This is a genomic window from Marinilabilia salmonicolor (genome assembly GCF_003003035.1).
GTDB classification, from domain to species: Bacteria; Bacteroidota; Bacteroidia; order Bacteroidales; family Marinilabiliaceae; genus Marinilabilia; species Marinilabilia salmonicolor_A.
On the sequence record NZ_PVTS01000008.1, the window covers coordinates 50,755 to 73,124 of the forward strand.

18 protein-coding genes and 1 tRNA gene are annotated in these 22,370 nt (G+C 44.3%); 14 read left to right on the forward strand and 5 right to left on the reverse strand.

Annotation, left to right across the window (positions count from 1 at the left end; genetic code table 11):
• Positions 1–171: 171 nt before the first annotated feature.
• Positions 172–1,293 (reverse strand): glycosyltransferase, encoded by a 1,122-nt coding sequence (locus BY457_RS09705; protein ID WP_106153138.1) that lies wholly within the window; start codon positions 1,291–1,293, stop codon positions 172–174.
• 242 nt (positions 1,294–1,535) lie between these two features.
• Here BY457_RS09705 and BY457_RS09710 point away from each other — a divergent pair, with 242 nt between their 5' ends.
• The 7 genes from BY457_RS09710 (at position 1,536) to BY457_RS09740 (ending at position 7,093) form a co-directional block, all read left to right on the forward strand.
• The gene (locus BY457_RS09710) at positions 1,536–2,675 is read left to right on the forward strand and encodes a DNA polymerase III subunit (protein ID WP_106153139.1); all 1,140 of its coding nucleotides are present in this window, start codon (positions 1,536–1,538) and stop codon (positions 2,673–2,675) included.
• A 172-nt stretch (positions 2,676–2,847) separates the two neighbouring features.
• Positions 2,848–4,035 carry a PSP1 domain-containing protein gene (locus BY457_RS09715; RefSeq protein ID WP_106153140.1) on the forward strand — a complete coding sequence of 396 codons (1,188 nt, stop codon included), beginning with the start codon at positions 2,848–2,850 and terminating at the stop codon, positions 4,033–4,035.
• On the forward strand, positions 3,965–4,498 hold the full coding sequence (locus BY457_RS09720; RefSeq protein WP_258176686.1) for a gliding motility lipoprotein GldH: 534 nt from the start codon (positions 3,965–3,967) through the stop codon (positions 4,496–4,498). Before BY457_RS09715 ends, BY457_RS09720 begins: the two co-directional genes overlap by 71 nt.
• A 35-nt stretch (positions 4,499–4,533) precedes the next feature.
• Entirely contained in the window at positions 4,534–5,295 is a 762-nt protein-coding gene (gene trmB, locus BY457_RS09725; RefSeq protein WP_106153142.1) for a tRNA (guanosine(46)-N7)-methyltransferase TrmB, read from the forward strand.
• 1 nt (position 5,296) lies between these two features.
• A complete protein-coding gene (locus BY457_RS09730; RefSeq protein WP_106153143.1) occupies positions 5,297–5,629 on the forward strand; it encodes an MGMT family protein in 333 nt (110 codons plus the stop codon).
• 102 nt (positions 5,630–5,731) lie between these two features.
• Complete coding sequence (locus BY457_RS09735; RefSeq protein ID WP_106153144.1) at positions 5,732–6,841, forward strand: Mrp/NBP35 family ATP-binding protein; 1,110 nt, start codon at positions 5,732–5,734, stop codon at positions 6,839–6,841.
• 12 nt (positions 6,842–6,853) lie between these two features.
• Positions 6,854–7,093 (forward strand): NifU family protein, encoded by a 240-nt coding sequence (locus BY457_RS09740; protein WP_106153145.1) that lies wholly within the window; start codon positions 6,854–6,856, stop codon positions 7,091–7,093.
• A 17-nt stretch (positions 7,094–7,110) separates the two neighbouring features.
• On the opposite strand, the gene BY457_RS09745 is transcribed toward BY457_RS09740, so the two are convergent.
• Positions 7,111–8,466, reverse strand: a complete 1,356-nt coding sequence (locus BY457_RS09745; protein ID WP_106153146.1) for a sigma-54-dependent transcriptional regulator — start codon at positions 8,464–8,466, stop codon at positions 7,111–7,113.
• Positions 8,467–8,728: 262 nt separating this feature from the next.
• On the opposite strand from BY457_RS09745, the gene porW reads away from it, so the two are divergent.
• Genes porW through BY457_RS09765 form a run of 4 tightly spaced genes read left to right on the forward strand, consistent with a single transcriptional unit; the run spans position 8,729 to position 14,863 of the window.
• Complete coding sequence (porW, locus tag BY457_RS09750; RefSeq protein WP_106153147.1) at positions 8,729–11,509, forward strand: type IX secretion system periplasmic lipoprotein PorW/SprE; 2,781 nt, start codon at positions 8,729–8,731, stop codon at positions 11,507–11,509.
• A 54-nt stretch (positions 11,510–11,563) separates the two neighbouring features.
• Positions 11,564–13,120: a T9SS response regulator signal transducer PorX gene (gene porX / locus BY457_RS09755; RefSeq protein ID WP_106153148.1), complete on the forward strand. Its 1,557-nt coding sequence runs from the start codon at positions 11,564–11,566 to the stop codon at positions 13,118–13,120.
• 59 nt (positions 13,121–13,179) lie between these two features.
• Positions 13,180–13,599, forward strand: a complete 420-nt coding sequence (gene tsaE, locus BY457_RS09760) for a tRNA (adenosine(37)-N6)-threonylcarbamoyltransferase complex ATPase subunit type 1 TsaE (protein ID WP_106153149.1) — start codon at positions 13,180–13,182, stop codon at positions 13,597–13,599.
• Positions 13,600–13,633: 34 nt separating this feature from the next.
• Positions 13,634–14,863 (forward strand): alanine dehydrogenase, encoded by a 1,230-nt coding sequence (locus BY457_RS09765; RefSeq protein ID WP_106153150.1) that lies wholly within the window; start codon positions 13,634–13,636, stop codon positions 14,861–14,863.
• 51 nt (positions 14,864–14,914) lie between these two features.
• Here BY457_RS09765 and BY457_RS09770 read toward each other — a convergent pair whose 3' ends face one another.
• From BY457_RS09770 to BY457_RS09780, 3 genes are all read right to left on the reverse strand, one after another.
• Positions 14,915–16,375: a sensor histidine kinase gene (locus tag BY457_RS09770; RefSeq protein WP_106153151.1), complete on the reverse strand. Its 1,461-nt coding sequence runs from the start codon at positions 16,373–16,375 to the stop codon at positions 14,915–14,917.
• A 126-nt stretch (positions 16,376–16,501) separates the two neighbouring features.
• Complete coding sequence (gene ggt, locus BY457_RS09775; protein ID WP_106153152.1) at positions 16,502–18,199, reverse strand: gamma-glutamyltransferase; 1,698 nt, start codon at positions 18,197–18,199, stop codon at positions 16,502–16,504.
• Positions 18,200–18,341: 142 nt separating this feature from the next.
• Positions 18,342–18,417 (reverse strand) — tRNA-Met (locus tag BY457_RS09780).
• 228 nt (positions 18,418–18,645) lie between these two features.
• Here BY457_RS09780 and BY457_RS09785 point away from each other — a divergent pair.
• The 3 genes from BY457_RS09785 (at position 18,646) to rseP (ending at position 22,323) form a co-directional block, all read left to right on the forward strand.
• A complete protein-coding gene (locus BY457_RS09785) occupies positions 18,646–19,536 on the forward strand; it encodes a M23 family metallopeptidase (protein WP_106153153.1) in 891 nt (296 codons plus the stop codon).
• Positions 19,537–19,663: 127 nt separating this feature from the next.
• Complete coding sequence (locus BY457_RS09790; RefSeq protein ID WP_106153154.1) at positions 19,664–20,818, forward strand: 1-deoxy-D-xylulose-5-phosphate reductoisomerase; 1,155 nt, start codon at positions 19,664–19,666, stop codon at positions 20,816–20,818.
• Between the two features lie 185 nt (positions 20,819–21,003).
• Positions 21,004–22,323 carry an RIP metalloprotease RseP gene (gene rseP, locus BY457_RS09795; RefSeq protein WP_106153155.1) on the forward strand — a complete coding sequence of 440 codons (1,320 nt, stop codon included), beginning with the start codon at positions 21,004–21,006 and terminating at the stop codon, positions 22,321–22,323.
• The last annotated feature ends 47 nt before the right edge of the window (positions 22,324–22,370 follow it).

Genomic DNA, 22,370 nt, shown 5'->3' on the forward strand with positions numbered 1-22,370 from the left:
AAGCGTTTTTGACTTTGGTCTGTTTGTCTGGTTTTGAATTGTTACGTCGGTCGTTCAGAAAAGTTTCCTGATTTTTGTTTTTCTCTTAAATATATTATGAAATTGTCTGTGGGGATGACGAATTGCTTTATTCCGTGGATTAATGTTTGGCTGAAGTTTTGGTGACCTGTTTTATTCTGAAATTTCCGGTTTGCCGGATGGATTCCGAAGGATGTTGCGCAATACAGAGCGGAAGTTTAGCGGGCTGTTTGGGCAACTATTTGTAGTTTTCAATGCAGTAACTACTTTTTCAAAATCACTTTCCGGAATTTGCTTCTGGCTGAGCCGAAGGTGTCGGTGCCCATGGTGGAATCGGGACAAATACTCCTGTTCGGTCTGCCCCGGAGTTGGCACTATTATAATGGCTCTGTTCAGGAAATGCATATCCATAATGGTGGAGTAACCCGAGCGGGAAATAATGACTTTATGGCCTTGAATGAGCCGGAGCATTTCCCGTGTTGGCTGATGATCGAGTACAACGGGGTTTGCTCCTTCCCGGTATGAATTTTGGACATTGGTTTGTCCGGTAATCAGCGTGTGAAGTCCCTGCTGATTTTCGAGATTTTTTCTAAGAAGGCTTTCAAATATACTTCGTTGCGGTTCCGGCCCCGAAAGGATGCCCAGCAATGTTTTTTTCGGGAAGCCCTTATTGCTTTCTTCTGAAGTATTGTCAAAACGGGATAAAGGCCCTATTAAGATCGCATTTTTCGGAAGCCGGTATTGGTGAACTAGATTTCCTGCCAGGGAGTCAGCTTTGGGAAAATCGGGGATCCAGCACTGATCAAATTTCCCAATTAAATACTTTACAAAAAGATGAAGTGGGTATTCTGCCCATTTAACCATTTTAGGCAGTTGAATGCAAAGCTGATGGGTGATTATTACTGAAGTTATTTTTGGATGTCTGGCACCATATCGGTTGTCCGAAACAATTAGGTCGGGATGATACAATGCGGTCAGTTCTCTGATGCGTTTTTTTTCTTTACCAGGCCAGAGCAATAACCCGGGTAACTGAAATATTATTTCTGAAAAGGCTCCGCGACTTCCAGAATAAAAAATTTTTGGACCGTCGAAAAAAACTGTTTCAATATCCGGAGTTTCACTCTTTACCCAGTCGCAGAGTTTTTCTGATGCTGCAACAACTACCCGATGTCCGTTTCGGGAAAACTCCCGGATCAGGGGCAGGTCCCGTGCTATGTGTCCAAGACCCCAGTCCAGCGGGCAAAAGAGGATTGTTTTTTGTGTATTCTGCGACATTCGTTATAGGTAAATTGTCATTTTTCGTGTGTTTGAACTGCTAATTTAATTTGATTTTCCTGACTTCCCGGAGATCTGCGTCACAAATCTTTCTGTTTGTATGCAATACCCGATTAATGCGTTTGGCAGGCTGGGAGTGACCCTTTCCCTAGGCCAAATGTGTGATGATAATTTAGAAACCAACGTGCCGATGTTTTTGTTATCTTTGACCTCAATCAGAATAAAAAGAGGTCAGGATTGTTATGCTTTTCAAAGACGTTGTAGGACAAAAAGCCGTTAAGGATCATTTGATATCGATGGTGAGGGAAGACAGAATAAGTCACGCCCAACTGTTTACCGGCCCGGCCGGAGCAGGGTTGATGCCCCTTGCCCTTGCTTTTGCCCAATATGTGAATTGTCACAATCCCGGACCGGAGGATTCATGTGGTGTTTGTCCGTCGTGTAAAAAGATGGCTAAATTGATACATCCTGATTTTCATTTTGTTTTTCCTATCGTGAAAAGGGGAAGTGAAAAAAATCCGGTTTGTGCCGATTACCTTACCGAATGGAGAGAATTTGTTCTAAAGAGTCCCTATTTTACCATTCATGAGTGGTTCTCTTTTCTGAATGCCGAGAAAAGTCAGGGTATGATTTATACCCAGGAAGGCAATGAGATTATCAAACGGTTAAGTCTTAAGAATTTTGAGGGGAAGTACAAAATAATGGTGGTTTGGCAGCCGGAGAAAATGCATAACTCTGCCGCCAACCGATTGCTAAAGATTCTGGAAGAGCCTCCCGCACGCACCCTGTTTATTCTGGTGTCAGATTATCCCGCAGGTATTTTGCCAACCATCCTGTCCCGTACCCAGCAGTTGAAAATTCCACGCATTGATGATGCCGCCCTGACACAGGGACTTATGGGTACTTTTGGTGTTGAGGAAGCGGAGGCAAAAACTGTAGCCCGGATTTCGGGTGGTGATTTTGTGAAAGCACGGGATATAGTTGGAAACAGTGAAGAAAAGCAGTATTTTAATCAGATGTTTGTAAATTTCATGAGGTTCTCCTACAAAGGACAGCTTGGTGAAATTGCAAAGTGGGTAGATGAGTTGTCCGGGCTTCCCAAAGAACGGTTAAAGAACTTGCTGCTCTATTGCATCGCAATTTTACGCGAAAGTTACATCGCGAACTATGATATAGCGGATCTGGTTTACGCCACCCCCGCAGAGAACAATTTTATTGATAAGTTCAAACCTTTTGTGAACGATCGCAATGTGGAGTCTATGGTCGAAGAGTTTTCTCTGGCGCTGGCCCATATTGAACAGAACGGTAACATCAGGCTTGTGCTTTTCGATATGGCAATCAAAATAAGCAGTTGGTTCAGAATTTCCAATAAGCTCGTTTGATTGCCCCCTGGCGGAAACGGCATTTTGCGGTTTCCATATTATATTATATACCTGAGAACAAATGATTTTAAAGAGGCTCAACGGAGCATCTTTTCATGCCTGAATACCCCCGGATTATGATATTTTCGGGGTTGGTAGGAAATTTTTGTTCTCATCAAAAATCAGGAATGTTATGGAAGAAGAAACAATTCCGCAGGAGAGCAAGTGTAGTACCTGCAGCAGCCGGTGCGGCAAGCTGGACGTATTCGACTGGCTTTCTGATCTTCCGCAATCAGGCAATACGACCGATATTGTGGAGGTTCAGTTCAAAAATACACGTAAAGGTTTTTTTAGAAACAGCAATCAGCTTAAGCTGAAAAAAGGAGATGTGGTTGCTGTGGAGGCCTCGCCCGGTCATGACATTGGTGAGGTTACGCTTACCGGTGAGCTGGTAATTCTGCAAATGAAGAAAAACGGCTTCGATCCCGGCAGTTATGAGTTTAAACGGGTTTACCGGAAAGCCAAGCCGGTTGATATTGACAAGTGGGAAGAAGCCAAAGCTCTTGAGCATGAAACAATGCTGGAATCAAGACGCATCGCAGAGAGGCTCAGACTCAATATGAAAATAGGTGATGTTGAGTATCAGGGCGATCGGACCAAAGCGATATTCTACTATATTGCAGATGAGCGGGTTGATTTCAGGGAGTTGATAAAAGTGCTTGCCGACAGGTTTAAAGTACGCATTGAGATGCGCCAGATTGGTGCCAGACAGGAAGCCGGCCGTATTGGTGGAATCGGCCCTTGCGGTCGTGAACTGTGCTGTTCAACCTGGATGACCAACTTTGTTTCGGTTACAACCAATGCTGCACGATATCAGGAAATATCCCTGAATCCTCAAAAACTTGCAGGACAGTGTGGAAAACTAAAATGTTGCCTCAACTACGAGCTGGATGCTTACATCGATGCTCAAAAAGATTTTCCAAGGACAGATATTCCACTGAGAACAGAGAACGAGACCTATTACCATTTTAAGACCGATATCTTTAAACGCCTGATGTGGTTCTCCTCGGGCCGTGAAAGTACCGGCAATGTGGTTATGCTGACGGTGGACAGGGTCAAAGAGATTATTGAGCTCAATAAAAAGGGTACAAAAATTGAAAAACTGGCCAGCGAAACTTCTGTTACCGTTGTGAAGGAGATCGATTATACCAATGTGGTAGGGGAGGACAGTATTACGCGTTTTGATGAAAAAAATCCCAAAAATAAACGTCGTAAAAACAAACGTCGTAAAAATCCCAATAAAACCGGTAATGGAAACAATTCAAATCGCAGACGCAGAAATGACAGGTCATCGAATGCTTCCGGTAATCAGAAAAACTAGGGTATTGCTTGTTTTGGTGCTGGTGGGACTTGCATCGTGCAATCAGAGCCTGGTGTATGAGGAGAACCGGGAAATTCCGGGTAAGAACTGGCATAAGGATTCTCTCGTGGTCTTTGCACCTGCTATAGAGGACACCTCTAATGTTCTGAACTTTGGCTTTTCATTTGAACACAACAATGATTATCCCTATAGTAATCTTTGGCTGTTTATTGATGTGAAAGGTCCCGAAGGGCATCAGCAAACCGATACCATGGAGTTTTTTCTGGCTGAACCCGACGGCAGATGGTTGGGCAAGGGGAACGACGACTCCAGAACGGTAAACTGGCTGTATAAAAGAGGTGTGAAAATGCGACAACCGGGCACCTACTCTTTTGTTGTTCGTCAAGGTATGAGACGAGACCGGTTGGATGGTGTACAATCCCTCTCCATGTGGGTGGAAAAAATCAATCCGGAAACGAAGTAGTCCTTTTTTGTTGTTTTTTAATGTGTTGACTTGTTGTGGGAAAGAATAAGTTAAAGAAGTTTGCGGAGATGGCCACCTATTCACATGTGGTACAAGCTCCATTTGATGAGGTCTTTCATAGCAACCATGCGTTGTATGGGAAATGGAAAGAGCAGTTTTTCGGGAATGACAATCCGGTTGTTCTTGAGTTGGGTTGCGGTAAAGGGGAATACACGGTTGGATTGGCCCGGCTGTTTCCCGGAAAAAACTTTATAGGAGTGGACATCAAAGGGAACCGGATGCACCGGGGAGCCACGGATGTGCTGAATGAAGGGTTGAAAAATGCCGGGTTTCTGAGAACCCGCATTGAGGCTATTCATGCCTTCTTTGCCCCTTCTGAGGTGGATGAGATCTGGCTCACTTTTCCTGATCCGCAGATTAAGAAGTTCCGGAAAAGACTCACCAGTACACGGTTTCTTTCTGCTTACGGACGTTTTCTGAAGCCCGGAGGCATCGTTCATCTTAAAACAGATAGCTTGTTTATGTACACCTACACCAGAGAGCTCTTAAAGGCTAATGATATAACTCCTCTGGTAGATGAGACTGATTTGTACTCCAATGGTTATCAGGATGATATTTTAGGTATTCAGACCTATTATGAGAAGAAGTGGCTTGATCACGGCATTCCGATAAAATATCTGAAGTTTGAATTGCAGAATGCGGATGAGCTTGTAGAGCCCGAGGTGGAGATAGAGCCGGATGAATACCGAAGTGCGGGAAGAGGTGTAAAACCGCGGAGAACAGGAAATCAACTTTGATATGGATGAGGGCTTTTTTACCCGGGTGTATGAGGCTGTCAGGCAGGTTCCTTCCGGACGGGTTACCAGTTACGGTGCGGTTGCTGCTGCTGTTGGTGCACCCGGAGCATCCCGGATGGTCGGGTGGGCCATGAATAAATCTTTTTCGCAACCAGGATTTGTTCCTGCTCACAGAGTAGTCAACAGAAGCGGGATGCTCACAGGCAAACACGCTTTCCCTAATGCCGATACCATGCAGGAATTGTTGAAAAGCGAAGGGATTGAGGTGGAGGAAGATGTTGTTGTGAACTTTAAGGAGGTGTTTTGGGACGATTTTAACGTGGAGTTAGGATGAATTTATTTTTCTTACACCTCTCCGGTAAGTAAACATTTGTTCGCTTTCCGGAATTTTTTTTACCTTTGCCCTTATATTTAAAAAGTTTAAATAAAATTAGATATGAGTTTTTATCCACAGCTTGTAACTGATGCTTTAAAGCATGTAATTCATCCGGCCAAAGAGAAAGATATTGTCTCTTTGGGAATGGTTGAAGACGATATTCGGATTGACGGGAAGCGAATAAGTTTCAGTCTAAAATTCGACCGGGCCAATGATCCGTTTGTTTCTGCCATAAAAAAAGCTTCGGTTCATGCTATCAAGAAATACGTAGGAGAAGATGCAGAGATTGAAGGAAATATTTTCGTTAAAATAAATCCTCGTGCACCCATTCCTGAGCAAAAAATGTTGGCAGGGGTAAAGAATGTTATTGCCGTTGCTTCCGGTAAAGGGGGAGTTGGGAAATCTACCGTGGCAAGTAATCTTGCTGTTGCTCTGGCCAATTTGGGATATAAAGTAGGATTGTTGGATGCCGATGTGTTTGGACCATCTATTCCGAAAATGTTTCAAACCGAAGACGCACGTCCGGTATTGCGCAAAGTAGATGGAAAAGATAAGATTGTTCCGGTAGAAAAATACGGAGTGAAGAATCTGAGTATTGGATATTTTGTGGAGGCTAATGATGCCCTGGTTTGGCGAGGTGCTATGGCTACCGGTGCTATTAAACAATTGATAGGCGATGGCGATTGGGGAGAATTGGATTATCTGCTGCTGGATTTACCTCCCGGAACCAGTGATATTCATCTTACCGTGGTTCAGACGATCTCTCTGACCGGTGCAGTGGTGGTCAGTACGCCTCAGGATGTGGCTCTTGCCGATGCCCGAAAAGGAATCAGTATGTTTACCGGCGAGAAAATTAACGTACCTGTACTTGGATTGGTGGAGAATATGGCCTGGTTTACTCCGGCTGAGCTTCCTGATAACAAGTATTATATTTTTGGAGAAGGTGGTTGTAAAAGACTGGCTGAAGAGCTGAACGTGGAATTGCTCGGACAGATTCCTATTGTGCAAAGTATTCGTGAAGGAGGAGACAAAGGGGAGCCGTCGGCGCTCAATCCCGACTCTGTTACCGGAAGAGCCTTTGCAGAACTTGGTGAGGCTGTGGTAAAGGCGGTTGAAAAACGGAATCAGGATCTGCCACCCACCAAAGTAGTTGAAATAACCAGGAAATAAACGACTTTTGATATGGAAAAGGAGCAACTAAAACAACGGGTCCTGGAAGCACTGGAAAGCATCAGGCCTTATTTGCAATCGGATGGAGGAGATATTGTTTTTGTGGAGCTGACCGACGACATGCAGGTAAAAGTTCAGCTTACAGGTGCCTGTGATGGATGTCCCATGAGTTTGCAAACGCTCAAGGGAGGTGTTGAAATGGTGGTAAAACAAAAAGTCCCCGAGATTCTTGAGGTCGTTGCTGTTCATTAACAAAGCTTTCTGATTGATCAGGCGTTAATGTCCGGATTTTCTTCTTTGTACTTTTTCAGCAGATTGTAAATGGTTGATTTACCAATGTCAAGACGCCTGGCAACTTCCATTACATTTTTATATTTCTTCATGAAATAGATGATGATGCGTTCGTTGTATTCTTTGAGGGTTATTTCTTCATGAAAGACACCCGGGGTAGGATCTGCATAATTAAAAACAATGTGTCGTTCCTCCACTACCCGGCTGTTTGCCAGGATCGCGCTCAGCTCAATAATGGCTTTTAGTTCTCTGATATTTCCGGGATAATTGTGAGATAGTAATTTTTTCTTTGCCCCTGATGACAAAATCATCGGGGGTAAATTGTTTTTCAAACAGAAGGTTTGCAGAAAAAAGTCGCCCAGAATAATTACATCTTTGCCTCTTTCGCGCAGAGCAGGCATTGTAATAGGGAGACCGGCCAGATAGTAGTATAAGTCTTCCCTGAACTTTTTTTCTTTCACCGCCTGCAGCATGTCATAGGAGGTGGTGGTGATGACCCTGCATTTCACTTCCTGCTCGTGGTTGCTGCCAATGCGTTTTATTTTTCGTTCCTGAAACACATCGAGCAGTTCTTTTTGCAAATCGTCATCAAAATCTGTGATGTCATCAAGGACGAGTGTTCCCTCGCCTGCTTCTTCAAATTTTCCTTTGGTTGTCATGAGGGTGTCCGCCCATGCGGCTTTCTCTACTCCAAAGAGGGTTTTTCGCAATTCCTCATTCGACATGGAGGAGATACTGACCTGGATAAAAGGGTGGTCTTTTCGGTCTGAATTGTAATGTATCGTTTTCGCCACCAGGTCTTTGCCGGTGCCGGGTTCTCCCAGTATGGACACGTTGATTTTTGTAACTTTTGTTGCCTTGTCAATGAGAGAGAAGGTGTTTTTTAAAGCGGAACTGTTGCCCAGCAGGGTGTCGTGAAACGGATATTTTTTGGAAACTTCCTTCTTGAGCTGATCCAACTGGCTCCGGAGTTCCATATTTGAGCGAATTTTATCCAAAGTGTGGAGCACTCTTTCTTTGATGTTTTCATCTTTGGTGATGTAATCGTATGCACCCTCCTTCAGTAACTGAACCGCCAGTTGCAGGTTGTCCTGGCCGGAGATAATGATGATTTCAGTTTCCGGATTAAGGTTTTTGATTTTTTTCATCAGATCAGTTCCTGACATGTCAGGCAGCCCCAAGTCAAGGGTAACCACATCAGGCAGAGAGGTAACCCGGGTCAAAAAGCTTTGAGCATTCGGAAAATTCCGGACTTCGTAATTACCGGATGTTGCCAGTATGTGTTTAATCATTTTGCTGAACAGAGGGTCGTCCTCAATGATGTCAACTCTCATAAACCCGAAGTTTGAAACATATTAAGCTGAAAAAAAAGCACTTCACATCCGGATTAATGGAAATTAGCCCTGATGGTACAAAAAAACTTCCACTCAGATGATTATCTTTGTTGGGATTTGTCAGTGACAATGCAATTAATAAAAATTTTCCCGACATTGAGGTGCTTCTGATTATTGGGTTAAAAGTATTTTTTCTTCCCCAATTTGTGAAATATTTTTGCTGCAGTTTAGTTTATAATATATTACCAGTCCGGTTTTGTACATGAAGAAAAAGAATACCATATTTTTACTTGTTTTTTTGGTCTCTCTGGGGTGCTCAACTCAGAAAAATACCTGGTTGTCTCGTGGCTATCATAATCTCACTGCAAGATACAATGTGTTGTTCAACGGGCAGGAGAGTTTCAACAACGGGCAGGAGAAGATGCGCGAGTCGGTAAAAAATGATTATACACGGATTCTACCTGCATTTGCTTTTTCCGGGAATTCCGGGAGTCAGGTAGCTTCATCTGATATGAACCGAGCCATCCGGAAAGGGTATAAACTTATTGAAAAACATTCTATTACTGCAAAGCCGGGGCGCTCGGTGCGCGATGCCGGAGAGGAATACCGCAATTTTTACAATCAGAGGGAATTCAATCGGTGGGTGGATGAAGCCTACATGTTGATTGGCAAGGCACATGTTTATTCACGCGACTGGTACGAAGGCATTGGTGCGTTTAATATGGTCTTGCAGTTATTTCCTGAAAAATCTGTGAGGTTTGAAGCAATGCTATGGATGGCCAGGGCCTACATCGAGATGGGTGATTTTCAGAATGCAAAATTGTATCTTGATCGCTATTCTTCGGGTGTGAATGATGAGAAGAAGTTTCTCTCCACTGCTTCTGCAACTTATGCGTGGTTTTGGATCGCTCAAGATCAGCCTGAAAAGGCCATGGAATACTGTCGTTTGGCAGCCGGGAATGCGGCAGACAGGTGGCAGAAAATTAGGTGGTATTTCATAATGGGACAGGTTGCCGAGCAAATCAATAACCCTGCAATGGCAATGGATGCCTACCAACAGGTGGCTTCTATGAATCCCGACTACGAAATGGTTATACATGCACGGGTGAAAAGTGCAATAATTGCCGGAGAAATAGGTCAAATGGAGGAGGCAAGGGAGGTTTTGAAAAAATATGCGGGTGAATATAAAAATCTGGACTACCGGGATCAGATTTATTTTGCGCTTGCGGAAACATATATGGCCGGGGATGACACCCTGAATGCACTGTTTAACCTTCAGTTGGCTGCCGGATATGGGGGCAGAGACCGTATTTTGGCCGGAAATATTTATCGTCGCATGGCTGATATTTATTTCCAATCATCGGATTATGTGGCAGCAGATGCTTACTATGACTCTACACTTACAGCTTTGCCTTCCGATTATCCGGGAATTGAAGAGATTCAACAATTCAGACGAAATCTGACACCGCTCGCCGATAATTTGCGTACCCTCCAATACGAAGACAGTGTGCAGCGCATTGCCTCCTTGCCTGAGGATGAACGGAATGTGTTTGTTGACAATCTGCTGGCATCCATGCAGGAACAGGAAGAACAGACCCTTGCCGGAGGGGGGCAGATGGATGATGCTTTCTTTTACAGAAATTTTGCCAACAGAGGGAGCCGGAGTACCGATGAATCCGGGAAATGGTATTTCTATAACCAGACAATGGTTAGTCTGGGACAAATGGAGTTTGAAAAACGATGGGGCCGTCGCGATGATCAGGATAACTGGCGAAGAAAAAATAAGGAATCGGTCGCAAATCGCCAAGGTCCTGGCATGAACGACGGAATGATGCCAGATGATCCTTTCAGTCAGGAACCTCCTGGGCCGGGTGAGCAGACATCCGGAACTCCGGGTAAAGGAAAGCCGGACCGGGAGTCATTGATGGCCGGGCTTCCGCTAACACCTGAAGCATTAAAAGAGTCACACTTAAAAGTCCAAAAGGCCAGGTTTAATGCGGGTCATCTGTTGGCCCAGAATTTTGATAAACATGAAGAGGCCATTGTGCACTTTGAGGAGTTGATAAGTTCTTATCCCCGGACTGATTACCGGGAACAGGCACTTGCCGGAATTTATCTTTCATGTGCTGAGATTCCCGATCGTGGTTGTATGACACATTACGGACAGGTGATTGCGGATGATTACCCCGACAGCCGGTTTGCAGCCTTTGTGGAGGATCCTGAATATTTTGAAAAGCTGGGACAGCAACACCGGGAACTGGATTCTGTTTACAATTCCGCATTTGGGGATTACAAGGCAGGCTATATGGGAAATGTCCTGGAAAAAACGAACCTTATTACAGCCTCAGCATATGACGCTATAAAGCCCAATGCATTGTTGCTGAATGCAGCTGCTTACAGTCGTATGGGTAATACTGATGCATTCAGAACAGGACTGCTTTCTCTGACCAACCAATATCCCCAGTCTTCACAGGCTGAAGTAGCACGGCATTGGCTCGAAATGTTGAAACAGGGAAAGCGGCCCGAAAAACTGCTGGCTGAGCGTCCTGATGCAAAACAAACAGATTCCCGGGATACTGATGATGAGATGGCTGAGGATACGGTGGAACAAAAGTTTGTATTTGCACCTGATTCTGTTCATTATCTGATGATTGTGCTTCAATCAGATGCTGAAGTCAACCAGATATTGTTCCATTTGGCCAATTTTAATTTTGACCGTTACACTGTTGGCGGTCTGCGATTAGAGAGCAGTACGCTTGGAGGTGCCTATAACACTTTACAGACAGGACCGTTTGAGAACAGTCGCGTGGGACTGGATTACTTTTTTGCGTTGTTGAACAATCCTTCTGTTTTTTCAGTGGAAAATCCGGGAAGGCCTTTGTTGTTGCTTGTTTCAGAAAGTAATTATAGTGAATTGAATAACGCATCTGACGTTGAGCAATACAAACAGTTTTTCCTCGATAATTATTTGCCGGGAAGTGATCCCTCAGCCATTGTTGTTACAGAAAGTGAAATTCCGGAGGAACCCTATAAAGGGAAGTGATATGTTCTGTAAAGGGGTGTTAGGCCTGGAACTTTAATGGAGAATTGAAGAGATATGGAAGAAACGAAAAAGATCAGAATACTTTGGGTGGATGATGAAATTGAACACCTGAAAGCGCACATACTTTTTTTGGAGGAGAAGGGTTTTTATGTGGAGACAGCCTCAAACGGGAATGATGCCCTTGAGGTTATTGCAAAACAACGGTTTGATATTGTTTTTCTGGATGAAAATATGCCGGGATTAAGCGGTTTGGAAACACTTTCCCGAATGAAAGAACTCAGGCCAAGCATGCCGGTTATTATGATAACCAAAAGTGAGGAAGAGGATATCATGGATCAGGCAATCGGCAGCAAGATATCCGATTATCTGATAAAACCGGTAAACCCCAATCAGATTTTGTCTTCCGTAAAACGCCATGTGGATCGCGAACGGCTGGTGTCCGAAAAGGCAACAAGTGCTTATCAGGCGGCCTTCTCCAATCTGGGGTTTCGTATGAGCGATCAACTGACTATGGAGGAATGGCAGGAGGTCTATAAGAAGCTGGTTTTCTGGGAGCTTGAGTTGCAGAATGCCGACAGCGCCATGGATGAAGTATTGAAGATGCAAAAGGGCGAAGCAAATCAACTGTTTGCGCGTACCGTGAATGGAGAATATGAACATTGGCTTGTGGATGATGAGGGGCCGCTTATGTCGCATCGTGTTTTTAAGCATAACGTTTTGCCCCGGCTTGATAAAGGAGAAAAAGTAATATGGGTGGTCATCGATAATTTCAGGCTGGATCAGTGGGAGACCATACGGCATGACATCCGGTCTCTGTTCGATGTGGTTTCAGACTCTACCTATTGCAGTATCCTGCCTACTGCTACCCAGTTTGCGCGTAACGCTCTTTTTTCCGGACTGCTGCCCACACAGATCAAAGAATTTTACCCTGATTATTGGGTGGATGATGATGAGGAGGGAGGTCGAAACAATTTTGAGGAGGAACTGATCGGAACCTTCTTCAAGCGTATGCGGCGCGATTTTTCTTTTACCTATCATAAGGTCAGTGACAACGAAACAGGTCGGAAACTGACAGAAAACTACGGTCAGCTGTTGAATCACGATTTATCTGTGCTGGTATATAATTTTGTGGATATGCTTTCTCACGCCCGCACCGAGATTAAGATGATTCGCGAACTGGCCTCCGATGAATCAGCCTATCGGTCTCTTACCCGTTCATGGTTTGTGCATTCCCCGCTTTTTGAATTGCTGAAGAAGTTGTCTTCCGAAAAAGTCAAAGTGATTGTGACTTCCGATCACGGTTCCATCAGGGTGCAACATCCCGTTAAGGTGGTCGGCGATCGAAATACCAACACCAATCTGCGGTTTAAACATGGGAAGAATCTTGCCTATAAAGCGAAGGATGTTATCGAGGCTAAGAGTCCGGGAGATTTCTTTCTTCCCCGTCCCAATGTGTCAACTTCTTATATTTTTGCCAAAGGAGATGATTTTTTTGCTTATCCCAACAACTACAATTATTACGTAAATTATTACAAAGATACTTTTCAGCACGGAGGTGTTTCTCTTGAGGAGATGCTTGTTCCCCTGATAGAATTAAGTCCGTTGAGATGAATTTAATGATTTGTTGATCTTTGTTGTATTTTTGTTGTGGCGTAAAATTTTTAGGTTCAATGAAGCAGATTTTTTCCATTCCAACCGAGAAGGATGTTGAATCCACGGCCCTGGAATTTTTACCGTTGCTGGAGAAGCACAAAGTAGTGGCTTTTTATGGTGAGATGGGCGTAGGAAAGACTACTTTCATCAAAGCTTTGTGTCGTGTTCTGGGCGTTGAAGGAGCTGTTACAAGTCCCAGCTTCTCGCTTGTGAATGAATATGAGGGCAGTGATGGTCAGATTATTTTTCATTTTGATTTTTACCGGTTGAAGAATGTTGCAGAGGTCTTTGACATGGGGTATGAGGATTATTTTTTTAGTGACCATTATTGTCTTATTGAGTGGCCCGAAAAAATAGCCGATGTGTTGCCCGATCATAGGCTGGACATACAAATACTGGAAGAAGAGGATGGTTCCAGAACATTGAAAGTCTTATGAATTTTGTAACTTAATCCCGAAATAAGAAAAAACTATGGGGGATTCAGGAAAAAAAGCATCGTATTATTTTGCTATGAATCAGGCTGGTCTTGCTCCCAAGGAGGAGTTGATGGAGATTGGCCGGAAACAAAAATCTATGTCCTTCGGCATTCCCAAAGAGCGGGAGGAGGGGGAGAATCGCATTCCGTTGACGCCTCAGGGAGTGGAATTGCTTACCGCCAACGGGCATGAGATCATTGTGGAGAGTGGTGCCGGAAATGCAGCCAATTATTACGATCACGATTTTTCTGAAGCCGGAGCCAGAATTGTCACCAACCACGAGGACCCTTTTCGGTGTGATGTGGTGCTGAAAATTGCCCCTCCCGATGAAGAGGAACGCGGGTTGTTATCACCCGGGCAATTGTTGATTTCCCTGCTTTATCTGCCCAGTCAAAACAGAGACTCCATTCAGCAATTGATGCATAAGAAAGTGAATGCCCTGGCTTATGAGTTGCTGAAAGATGACTCGGACTGTTATCCGGTTGTTCGGAGCATGAGTGAAATTGAGGGCTATACCGCAATTATGATTGCTTCGGAATATCTTAGCAATAGCAAGGAAGGGAAAGGTGTTTTGCTGGGGGGGATTACCGGAATATCTCCTGCAGAGGTGGTTGTCATAGGTGCCGGAACTGCAGGTGAGTTTGCCGTCAGGGCAGCTCTTGGACTGGGGTGTCAGGTGAAAGTATTCGACAACTCCTACCGGAATCTTCGGGAACTGGAACGAAATGTGGGACAACGACTTTTTACTTCTGTATTGCATCCCCAGGTTTTGAGTAAGGCACTGCGATCGGCAGATGCAGTCATCGGGAGCATTCGTTACTTTGATCCTCAAAGTGGTTTTCTGATTTCTGATGAGCAGGTTGCCGGCATGAAGCCCGGAAGCATCATTGTGGATCTGAATATGGGGAATGGCGGATGCCTTGAAGCTGTTGGCGGAAAGGATGCGAATAATAGTCCCGTGACAATTCATCATGGAGTGATTTATCACAGAGTGCACAATCTTGCATCACGCGTTGCCCGTACATCGTCTATTGCACTAAGCAATATTTTCGCACCGGTTCTGTTGCGTCTGGCTATGGCCGGTGGCATAGACCAGCTGATCATGCAGGATGTGGGAGTGAGTCACGGATTGTATCTTTACAAAGGAATCCTTACCAGTTACAGGGTGGGAGAGCGATTGAACCTGCCATCCAAAGATATCGGTTTGCTGATGGCGGCTTTTTAGCCTGGTTTAGTGATTACGTCGATCTTGGGTGCACGAATTTTCGTTGTGTTTCTACAACAAAGATTCGTTGCTGATCATAGTTGTGGCAGCTACCGTTAATGCTCCGGATGATTTTTGAGAGAGCGTCTCTGTTCTGTTTTTGGATCCGGCGAGCAGCGGGAGTGAGAATTTGAAGGTTGCTCCACGGGCAGAGTCCTGATTGTTGCTGCACCAGATTTGTCCGTTCATGGCGCTTACATACCGTTTGGCTATGGCAAGTCCCAGTCCGGTGCCTCCAAATTGTCTGCTCAGACGAAGGTCCCCTTGTCTGAAAAGATCAAATATCTCTTTCTCTTTCCCTTCCGGAATTCCGATTCCGGTATCTTCCACATGAAACAGAATTTGTTTTTCTTTAATTTCATAGCCAAAGCGGATGGTGCCAGAGGCAGTGAATTTTACCGCATTGTCCAGGAGGTGGTTGAGCACTTTATAGGTGGCTTCTTTGTCCAGGACAATCACATCTTCCCCATGATTTTTACTTAAGGTAAGTGTTAATGTGATGGGTTTGCCGGATGCCTCAATATCCGCATTGAAATTGTTGTAAAGTTGCTGCAGCATCTGGTTCAACGAAAACGCCTGTTGCTCTTTACCAATGTTTTTTGCCTGAAACCGTGAGATGTCAATCAGAGAATCCATGATGTGCAGCAGTCGCGTTCCATTTTGCTGAATGATGTCAATGTAATTTCTTCTCTGTTCGGAGGTCATATTCGCAGCACTCAACAACTCGGTAAAGCCCATGATTACATTCATGGGAGTTCTGATTTCATGGCTCAGGTTTGCCAGAAAGGCCGATTTGAGACGACTGCTTTCATCCACCACCTGTTTGGCTTTGGATATGTTTTTATTCAGGTTGTCCAGTAATTGATTTTTGAGTTTTAACTCCTCTTCAGTCCGGAGAAGTTTTTTGTTCTTTTTCTCAAGTTTTTCTTTTGAGTTGAGGTGTCTCATCTCCGTGGTCAAATGATCGGAGTAGAACTTAATTACATTGGTCAGGGTTCTTGCTCTGGATGGCTTGCTGATACCCAATATAATTCCCATCGGGGTTTTGTCATTGTCTCTGATCTGGAGGGCAATGCAGTTGCCATGTTTGCTTTTTGGAAGGTTCGTTTGGGAGAAAACAACCTCTGCATCCACCTCAACCGGAGTGTCCGGGTTTGGATGTTTTAGAAGAGCATTTATTTTAAAGCTAAAATGATTGTTTTGTATCGGATTTGTCTGATTGCAGATGCTTATGGTTTTGAAATAGCCTTCCTCTTCAGACGTTTTGGCAACAATTATGTATTCAGCCTGGCTTATTTCACATATTTTTAATGTTAATGCATCAAGTGGAGAGAGGCCAATAGCCCTGGGGGATTTGGCATTAAGACGTTCAATAAATTCCGTGGTTTTGTCACCCGAAAAAAAGTCAGAAGGTTCTTTGGGGAAAGAATCTTTTGATTTAAAAATATTGGATATTGCTTCGATTAAGCTCATGTGTTTCCCAAAAATGTGCTTGTTACAATGGTCAAAGGAAAATATTATCCTTAAAATTATCAAAAAGTTTTGACGAACAGGTTTTTACTGATGATGTGATTTTTTATTGGTCCGGTTGAATCCTGATCAATATCCTGCAGCTTGTCCGTCTTTACGTGACTCTGAGGCACCTATGTAAACTCCTCTTCCGTGGTCGTAAATAATACCCTGAAATCCACCATATCCTCCCAAATCATAACTAACAGGATGGCCCAACTCCATAAGGGCTCTGACTGTTTCGTATGAGATTCCGCTCTCTACGAAAACCTGACCTGTGGTTTTCTCTTTGTGGCCGGTGGGGGTACTTCCTCCGGTATGTGAAAAACGGGGTGCATCTCCTGCTTCCTGAAGATTCATTTTAAAATCTATAAGGTTCATAATGATCTGTACATGCCCCTGCGGTTGGAAGTCTCCTCCCATCACCCCAAAGCTCAGCCAGGGCTTTTGATCTTTGGTTACGAATGCCGGAATGATGGTGTGAAAAGGTCTTTTGCCGGGTGCGTATTCGTTAACGTCGCCCGGAGTAAGTGAAAATAATTCTCCCCGGTTTTGAAGCATAAACCCCAATCCGGGAGGTACCATGCCCGATCCCATGCCCCGGTAATTACTCTGAATCAGCGAAACCATGTTGCCCCATTGATCAGCAACGGTAAGATAAACAGTCTCGCTTTGATTGGGGGCTCCGTAACTGAAAGCCTTTGCATGGGTGGTGTCTATCAGTTCTCTTCTTTCAGCCCCGTATTCCTTGGATAATAATTTGTCAACAGGGATGTTTGAAAAATTCGGATCTCCAATGAATTTTGCTCTGTCTTCAAATGCCAGCTTTTTTGCTTCTGTCACAAGGTGAAGGTGCCGGGCGGTGCCAAATTCCTCAGGAGAGAAAGGAAATCCCTCCAGAATATTGAGCATTATTTGTGCGGTTATTCCCTGTCCGTTGGGTGGCAGCTCCCATATATCGTAACCGCGATAATCTGTGGAGACAGGCTCTACCCATTCAGAATTGTGCATGGAAAAATCTTCTTCGGACAAAAAACCTCCCTGACCTTGTATGTAGTTGACAATGGTTTTGGCTATGGAACCATTGTAAAAGGCTCTTCTTCCTTCTTTGGCGATCAATTTGTAAGTATTACCTAAATCAGGGTTTGTGAAGATGTCTCCTTTTTGGGGGGCTTTGCCATCGATGGAGTAAGTGTCCATTACATTCGGATATCCACCGAGTCTATTTAAAGATAAATCCCAGTAATGACTAATCAGCTCTGTGACAGGAAACCCTTCTTCTGCGTACTTGATGGAAGGGGCCAGGATTTGTTCTATGGGTAATTTTCCGAATTTTTCATGCAATTCAAACCAGGCATCCACACAACCGGGAACGGTAACCGGCAGGGGGCCGAAGGATGGGATTTTTTCCAGCCTGTTGGAGGTGAAGTAATCGATGGTTAACAGTTGAGGTGACTTCCCACTGCCATTTATTCCATATAAATGATTGGTTTCTGCGTCCCAGACCAGGGCAAAGAGGTCACCGCCAATGCCACATCCTGTTGGTTCCATCAGGCCCAATGCTGCATTCGCCGCAATGGCTGCATCTGTAGCAGTCCCTCCCTGTTTCAGAATGTCAAGTCCAATCTGGGTGGCCAGGGGATGACTGGTGGCAACCATGCCTTGTTTGCCTATAATTTCGGAACGCGTGGCAAAATGATGTCCTGTTATTCTATCCTGTCCGGAGGCCGGGGCTGAAAAAAGTAAAAAGACTGTGATCGAGAAGGTCAGGAGTTTGGATTGTTGCATGTTACCGGAACTTTATGGTCTTAAATCAAAGGTTTCAAAACGAAAGATAGGTAAAATGTACTTTTAAGTCAACAGAGCCGGCGGAAATTTTGGGTTTTAGCATAAAAAAAGCCGGGAAACAAAATTTTGTTTCCCGGCTTCCTGGTAGCGGGGGCCAGACTCGAACTGACGACCTTTGGGTTATGAGCCCAACGAGCTACCAACTGCTCCACCCCGCAATATATTTTCAATAAGTTTCTTCTCTTTTGCGGTTGCAAATATAGGGGCTTTAATTGCGTCTGCCAAATGTTTTGCGTGTTAAAATCTGCTAAAAGAATAACTTTTTTTCTTCATGCTTCTTTTTGAGGGTGTTTGAGGTGGTGTTTCGTAAAGTTGTTTCGTAACCTCACCAATTATAATTAATTTTGTCGGAATAGAGTAGTTGATTTTTATTTTGAAAATATTGCATGGCAAATAGTAAGGGAAAAAGGTTTTTTGATAAACTGAAGAACAAATATAAGCTGGCCATTTTTAATGAACAGACTTACCAGGAGGTTCTTGTGATAAGGCTTTCCCGTTTGAATGTTTTTACAATTGTCGGGGCCTCTGCTATTTTGCTGATTGTGCTGGTTACTTTGCTCATCGCATTTACCGGACTCAGAGAGTACATCCCCGGATATCCTGATGCCAATCAGCGATTGATGATTGTCCGGAATGCCCAAAGGGTAGATTCTTTATTTGTGGAGATAGAAAAGAGAAATAAGTTTATTGATAATGTTCAGAATATTATTCGGGGAGGTGTCCCGGAAGAGGTGACGGAGAGTCCGGAAGAGGAGACTCAGGAAATGAATGCGCCCGGCGTTGGAAATCCTGTTGATGTGGAATTCAGTCGTTCAGAGGAAGATTCTGCTTTCAGAGCTCTTGTGGAGAAAGAAGAAAAGTACAATCTTTCTTATACAGCAGAGATGAACCCCGGTACTGTTTTGGAGAATACCTTCTTTTTTACCCCGCTGAAAGGTATGGTGGTAAACCGTTTTGGTGATCCCCGCGGACATTTTGGTGTTGATATTGTAGCCGGCCCCGGAGCACGTGTTTCGGCGGTAATGGATGGTGTGGTGGTGTTCTCCGGATGGACTGTGGAGACCGGGTACGTAATACAGGTTCAGCATGCAAATAATTTGATATCCAGCTATAAACACAATGAACGTTTGTTGAAATCCATCGGTGATCATGTAAAAGCCGGTGAAGCCATTGCTCATGTGGGAAATTCAGGGGAGCTTACGACCGGGCCACATTTGCATTTTGAGCTTTGGTACAACGGAATGCCTCTGGATCCCCAGGAGTACATATCTTTCTGATTTTATTTGACGATTGGTTTCTGTCCCGCCCTGAGTGTGATACTACGGGGCTTAAAAATATACTTAAGTAATTGTTGTTCCGGAACTCATTTGATCTTCCGGGTGAAACTTTTTTGAAAAAAGATAAATGAAGCGTCGCATCGCCATTCTCGGTTCCACAGGATCTATAGGAACCCAGGCTCTTGAGGTAATAAAACAGCATCCTGAACTTTTTGAAACAGAAGTCTTAACTGCCGGTCGTAATGCAGAACTGCTTGTGCAGCAGGCTGTCGAATTTCAACCCAATGTGGTGGTGATTGGTGATGAGGAAAAATATGACTGGGTAAGCAGAGAGCTGTCCGATCATCCAATAAAGGTATATGCCGGCAGGGAGGCATTGGCTCAGGTGGGGGCTATGAGTACCGTTGATATGGTTTTGGTAGCCCTGGTGGGCTTTGCCGGACTGGTTCCGACATTCAGGGCCTTGGAAGCCGGCAAGCCTGTTGCACTGGCCAATAAAGAGACACTGGTTGTGGCAGGAGACTTGGTTATGAAACTAGCCAGAGAGAAAGGAGTTCCTCTGCTGCCGGTTGATTCTGAGCATTCGGCAATATTTCAATGCCTGGTGGGAGAGGCAGATAATAAGATTGAAAAACTTATTCTTACTGCTTCGGGTGGCCCTTTTAGAGGGAAAAGTGTTGATTTTTTGCGGAAAGTGACGCGATGTCAGGCATTGAATCATCCCAACTGGAAAATGGGGGATAAAATTACCATCGACTCAGCTTCTTTAATGAATAAAGGGTTTGAGGCCATTGAGGCAAAATGGCTTTTCGATGTGGTTCCCGAACAGATTGAAATTGTGGTACACCCCCAGTCTATTGTTCATTCGCTGGTTCAGTTTGCTGATGGCTCTCTGAAAGCTCAAATGGGGTTGCCCGATATGAAGTTGCCCATTCAATACGCCATGGGTTTTCCCAAACGTCTCGTGAATGACTTTCCCCGTTTTAATTTTACCGATTATCCTGAGTTGTCCTTTGAGAAGGCAGATGTCAGTGTTTTTCGCAATCTCTCGCTGGCTTTTGAGGCTATGAATCAGGGCGGGAATATTCCCTGCATTCTGAATGCGGCCAACGAAGTTGCGGTAGAGGCATTTTTAAAGTCCCGAATAGGTTTTGTTGAGATGTCATCGGTAATTGAACAAACCATGGAGAAAGTTTCTTTTGTTAAGCATCCCGGACTCGACGATTATCTGAGAACTGATGAAGAGGCCCGAAGAGTTGCCTCGGAAATTGTGGCTAAATGAAGAAAAACAATATATTTGTGAGTTTTCGGAAAATTCTTAACCTGATATGTTGATTTCACCGGAATAGATTATTTGTGAATGAATCAGTTTGGACCCTGGAATTTTTTGGAATAATGATTTTTCCCAACGGAAAAGGGCTCGTGAGGGAGACGATTTTTTTTTGATTTTATTTTTTATTTGATAGCATGGAGTTTCTGATAAAAGCATTACAGCTTATTCTTAGTTTGTCTATATTGGTGATCTTACACGAATTCGGACATTATCTTTTCGCAAGATTATTTAAAACACGGGTAGAGAAATTCTATCTTTTCTTTGATGCCGGATTTTCGCTCTTTAAATTTAAAAAGGGAGAAACCGAATATGGTATTGGCTGGCTGCCGTTGGGAGGGTATGTGAAAATATCCGGGATGATTGATGAGTCAATGGATAAGGAACAGATGAAACAGCCGCCTCAGCCGCATGAGTTTCGTGCCAAGCCTGCATGGCAGCGCCTGCTGATTATGGTTGGTGGGGTGTTGGTAAACTTTATCCTGGCAATGGTGATTTTCTGGATGATCCTTTTCAAATGGGGAGAGACATACATTCCGGTGGAAGGGGCTACGTATGGCTATGCCTACCATCCTGTCGGGCATGAAATAGGGTTGCAGGATGGAGATCTTATTCTTTCTGTGGATACCATGGAGGTAAATACCATTTCTGATGTGTCTAATTATGTGTTGTTGGAAGATCCGGCCACTTTTACAGTTCAGAGGGGTGATTCGGTATTTAACCTCCCTCTGCCCGAGGATTTAGGGAAGAGGCTTTTAAGTGAAGAGGTAAGGCAATTTGCACAAGTTAGATTCCCTTTTGTAGTGGACTCGGTGGTTGCAGGGATGCCGGCGGAGGATGCCGGATTTCATAAAGGTGACAGTTTGGTGGCAGTAGCCGGAAAGGATGCGCCGTTTTTTTATGAATTTGTGGATGAATTGTTTCATCATAAGGACGATACCACAACCGTTTCGTTTTTTAGAAATGGAGAGTTGATGTCCTTGCCCATCCATGTAAATAAATCAGGGAAAATCGGTATTGCACCACGGTCACCATCCGGTTATCTGAGTGTGGAGACCCGTAAGTACGGTTTTTTTGAAGCGTTTCCTGCCGGAATAAAGAAAGGAACCGATTTGCTGGTGAATTATGTGAAACAGCTTGGGCTCATATTTACCAAAGAAGGAGCTCGTCAGGTTGGTGGTTTTGGAACGATTGGAAGCCTGTTCCCCGCCAGCTGGGATTGGTTCAGCTTTTGGAATACCACTGCATTCCTGTCTATCATTCTTGCATTTATGAATATTCTGCCTATACCTGCACTCGACGGAGGGCACGTGATGTTTCTGCTTTATGAAATTGTTGCGCGACGCAAGCCCAACGAGAAGTTTATGGAACATGCGCAGTTGGTTGGCATGATCATATTGGTGGCGCTATTGCTTTATGCCAATGGAAATGACTTGTTTCGATGGCTCTTTGAGTAAATGAGGAATTTTCGGGCAAGCGTAACGCAGTATATGGTGCTTTATGG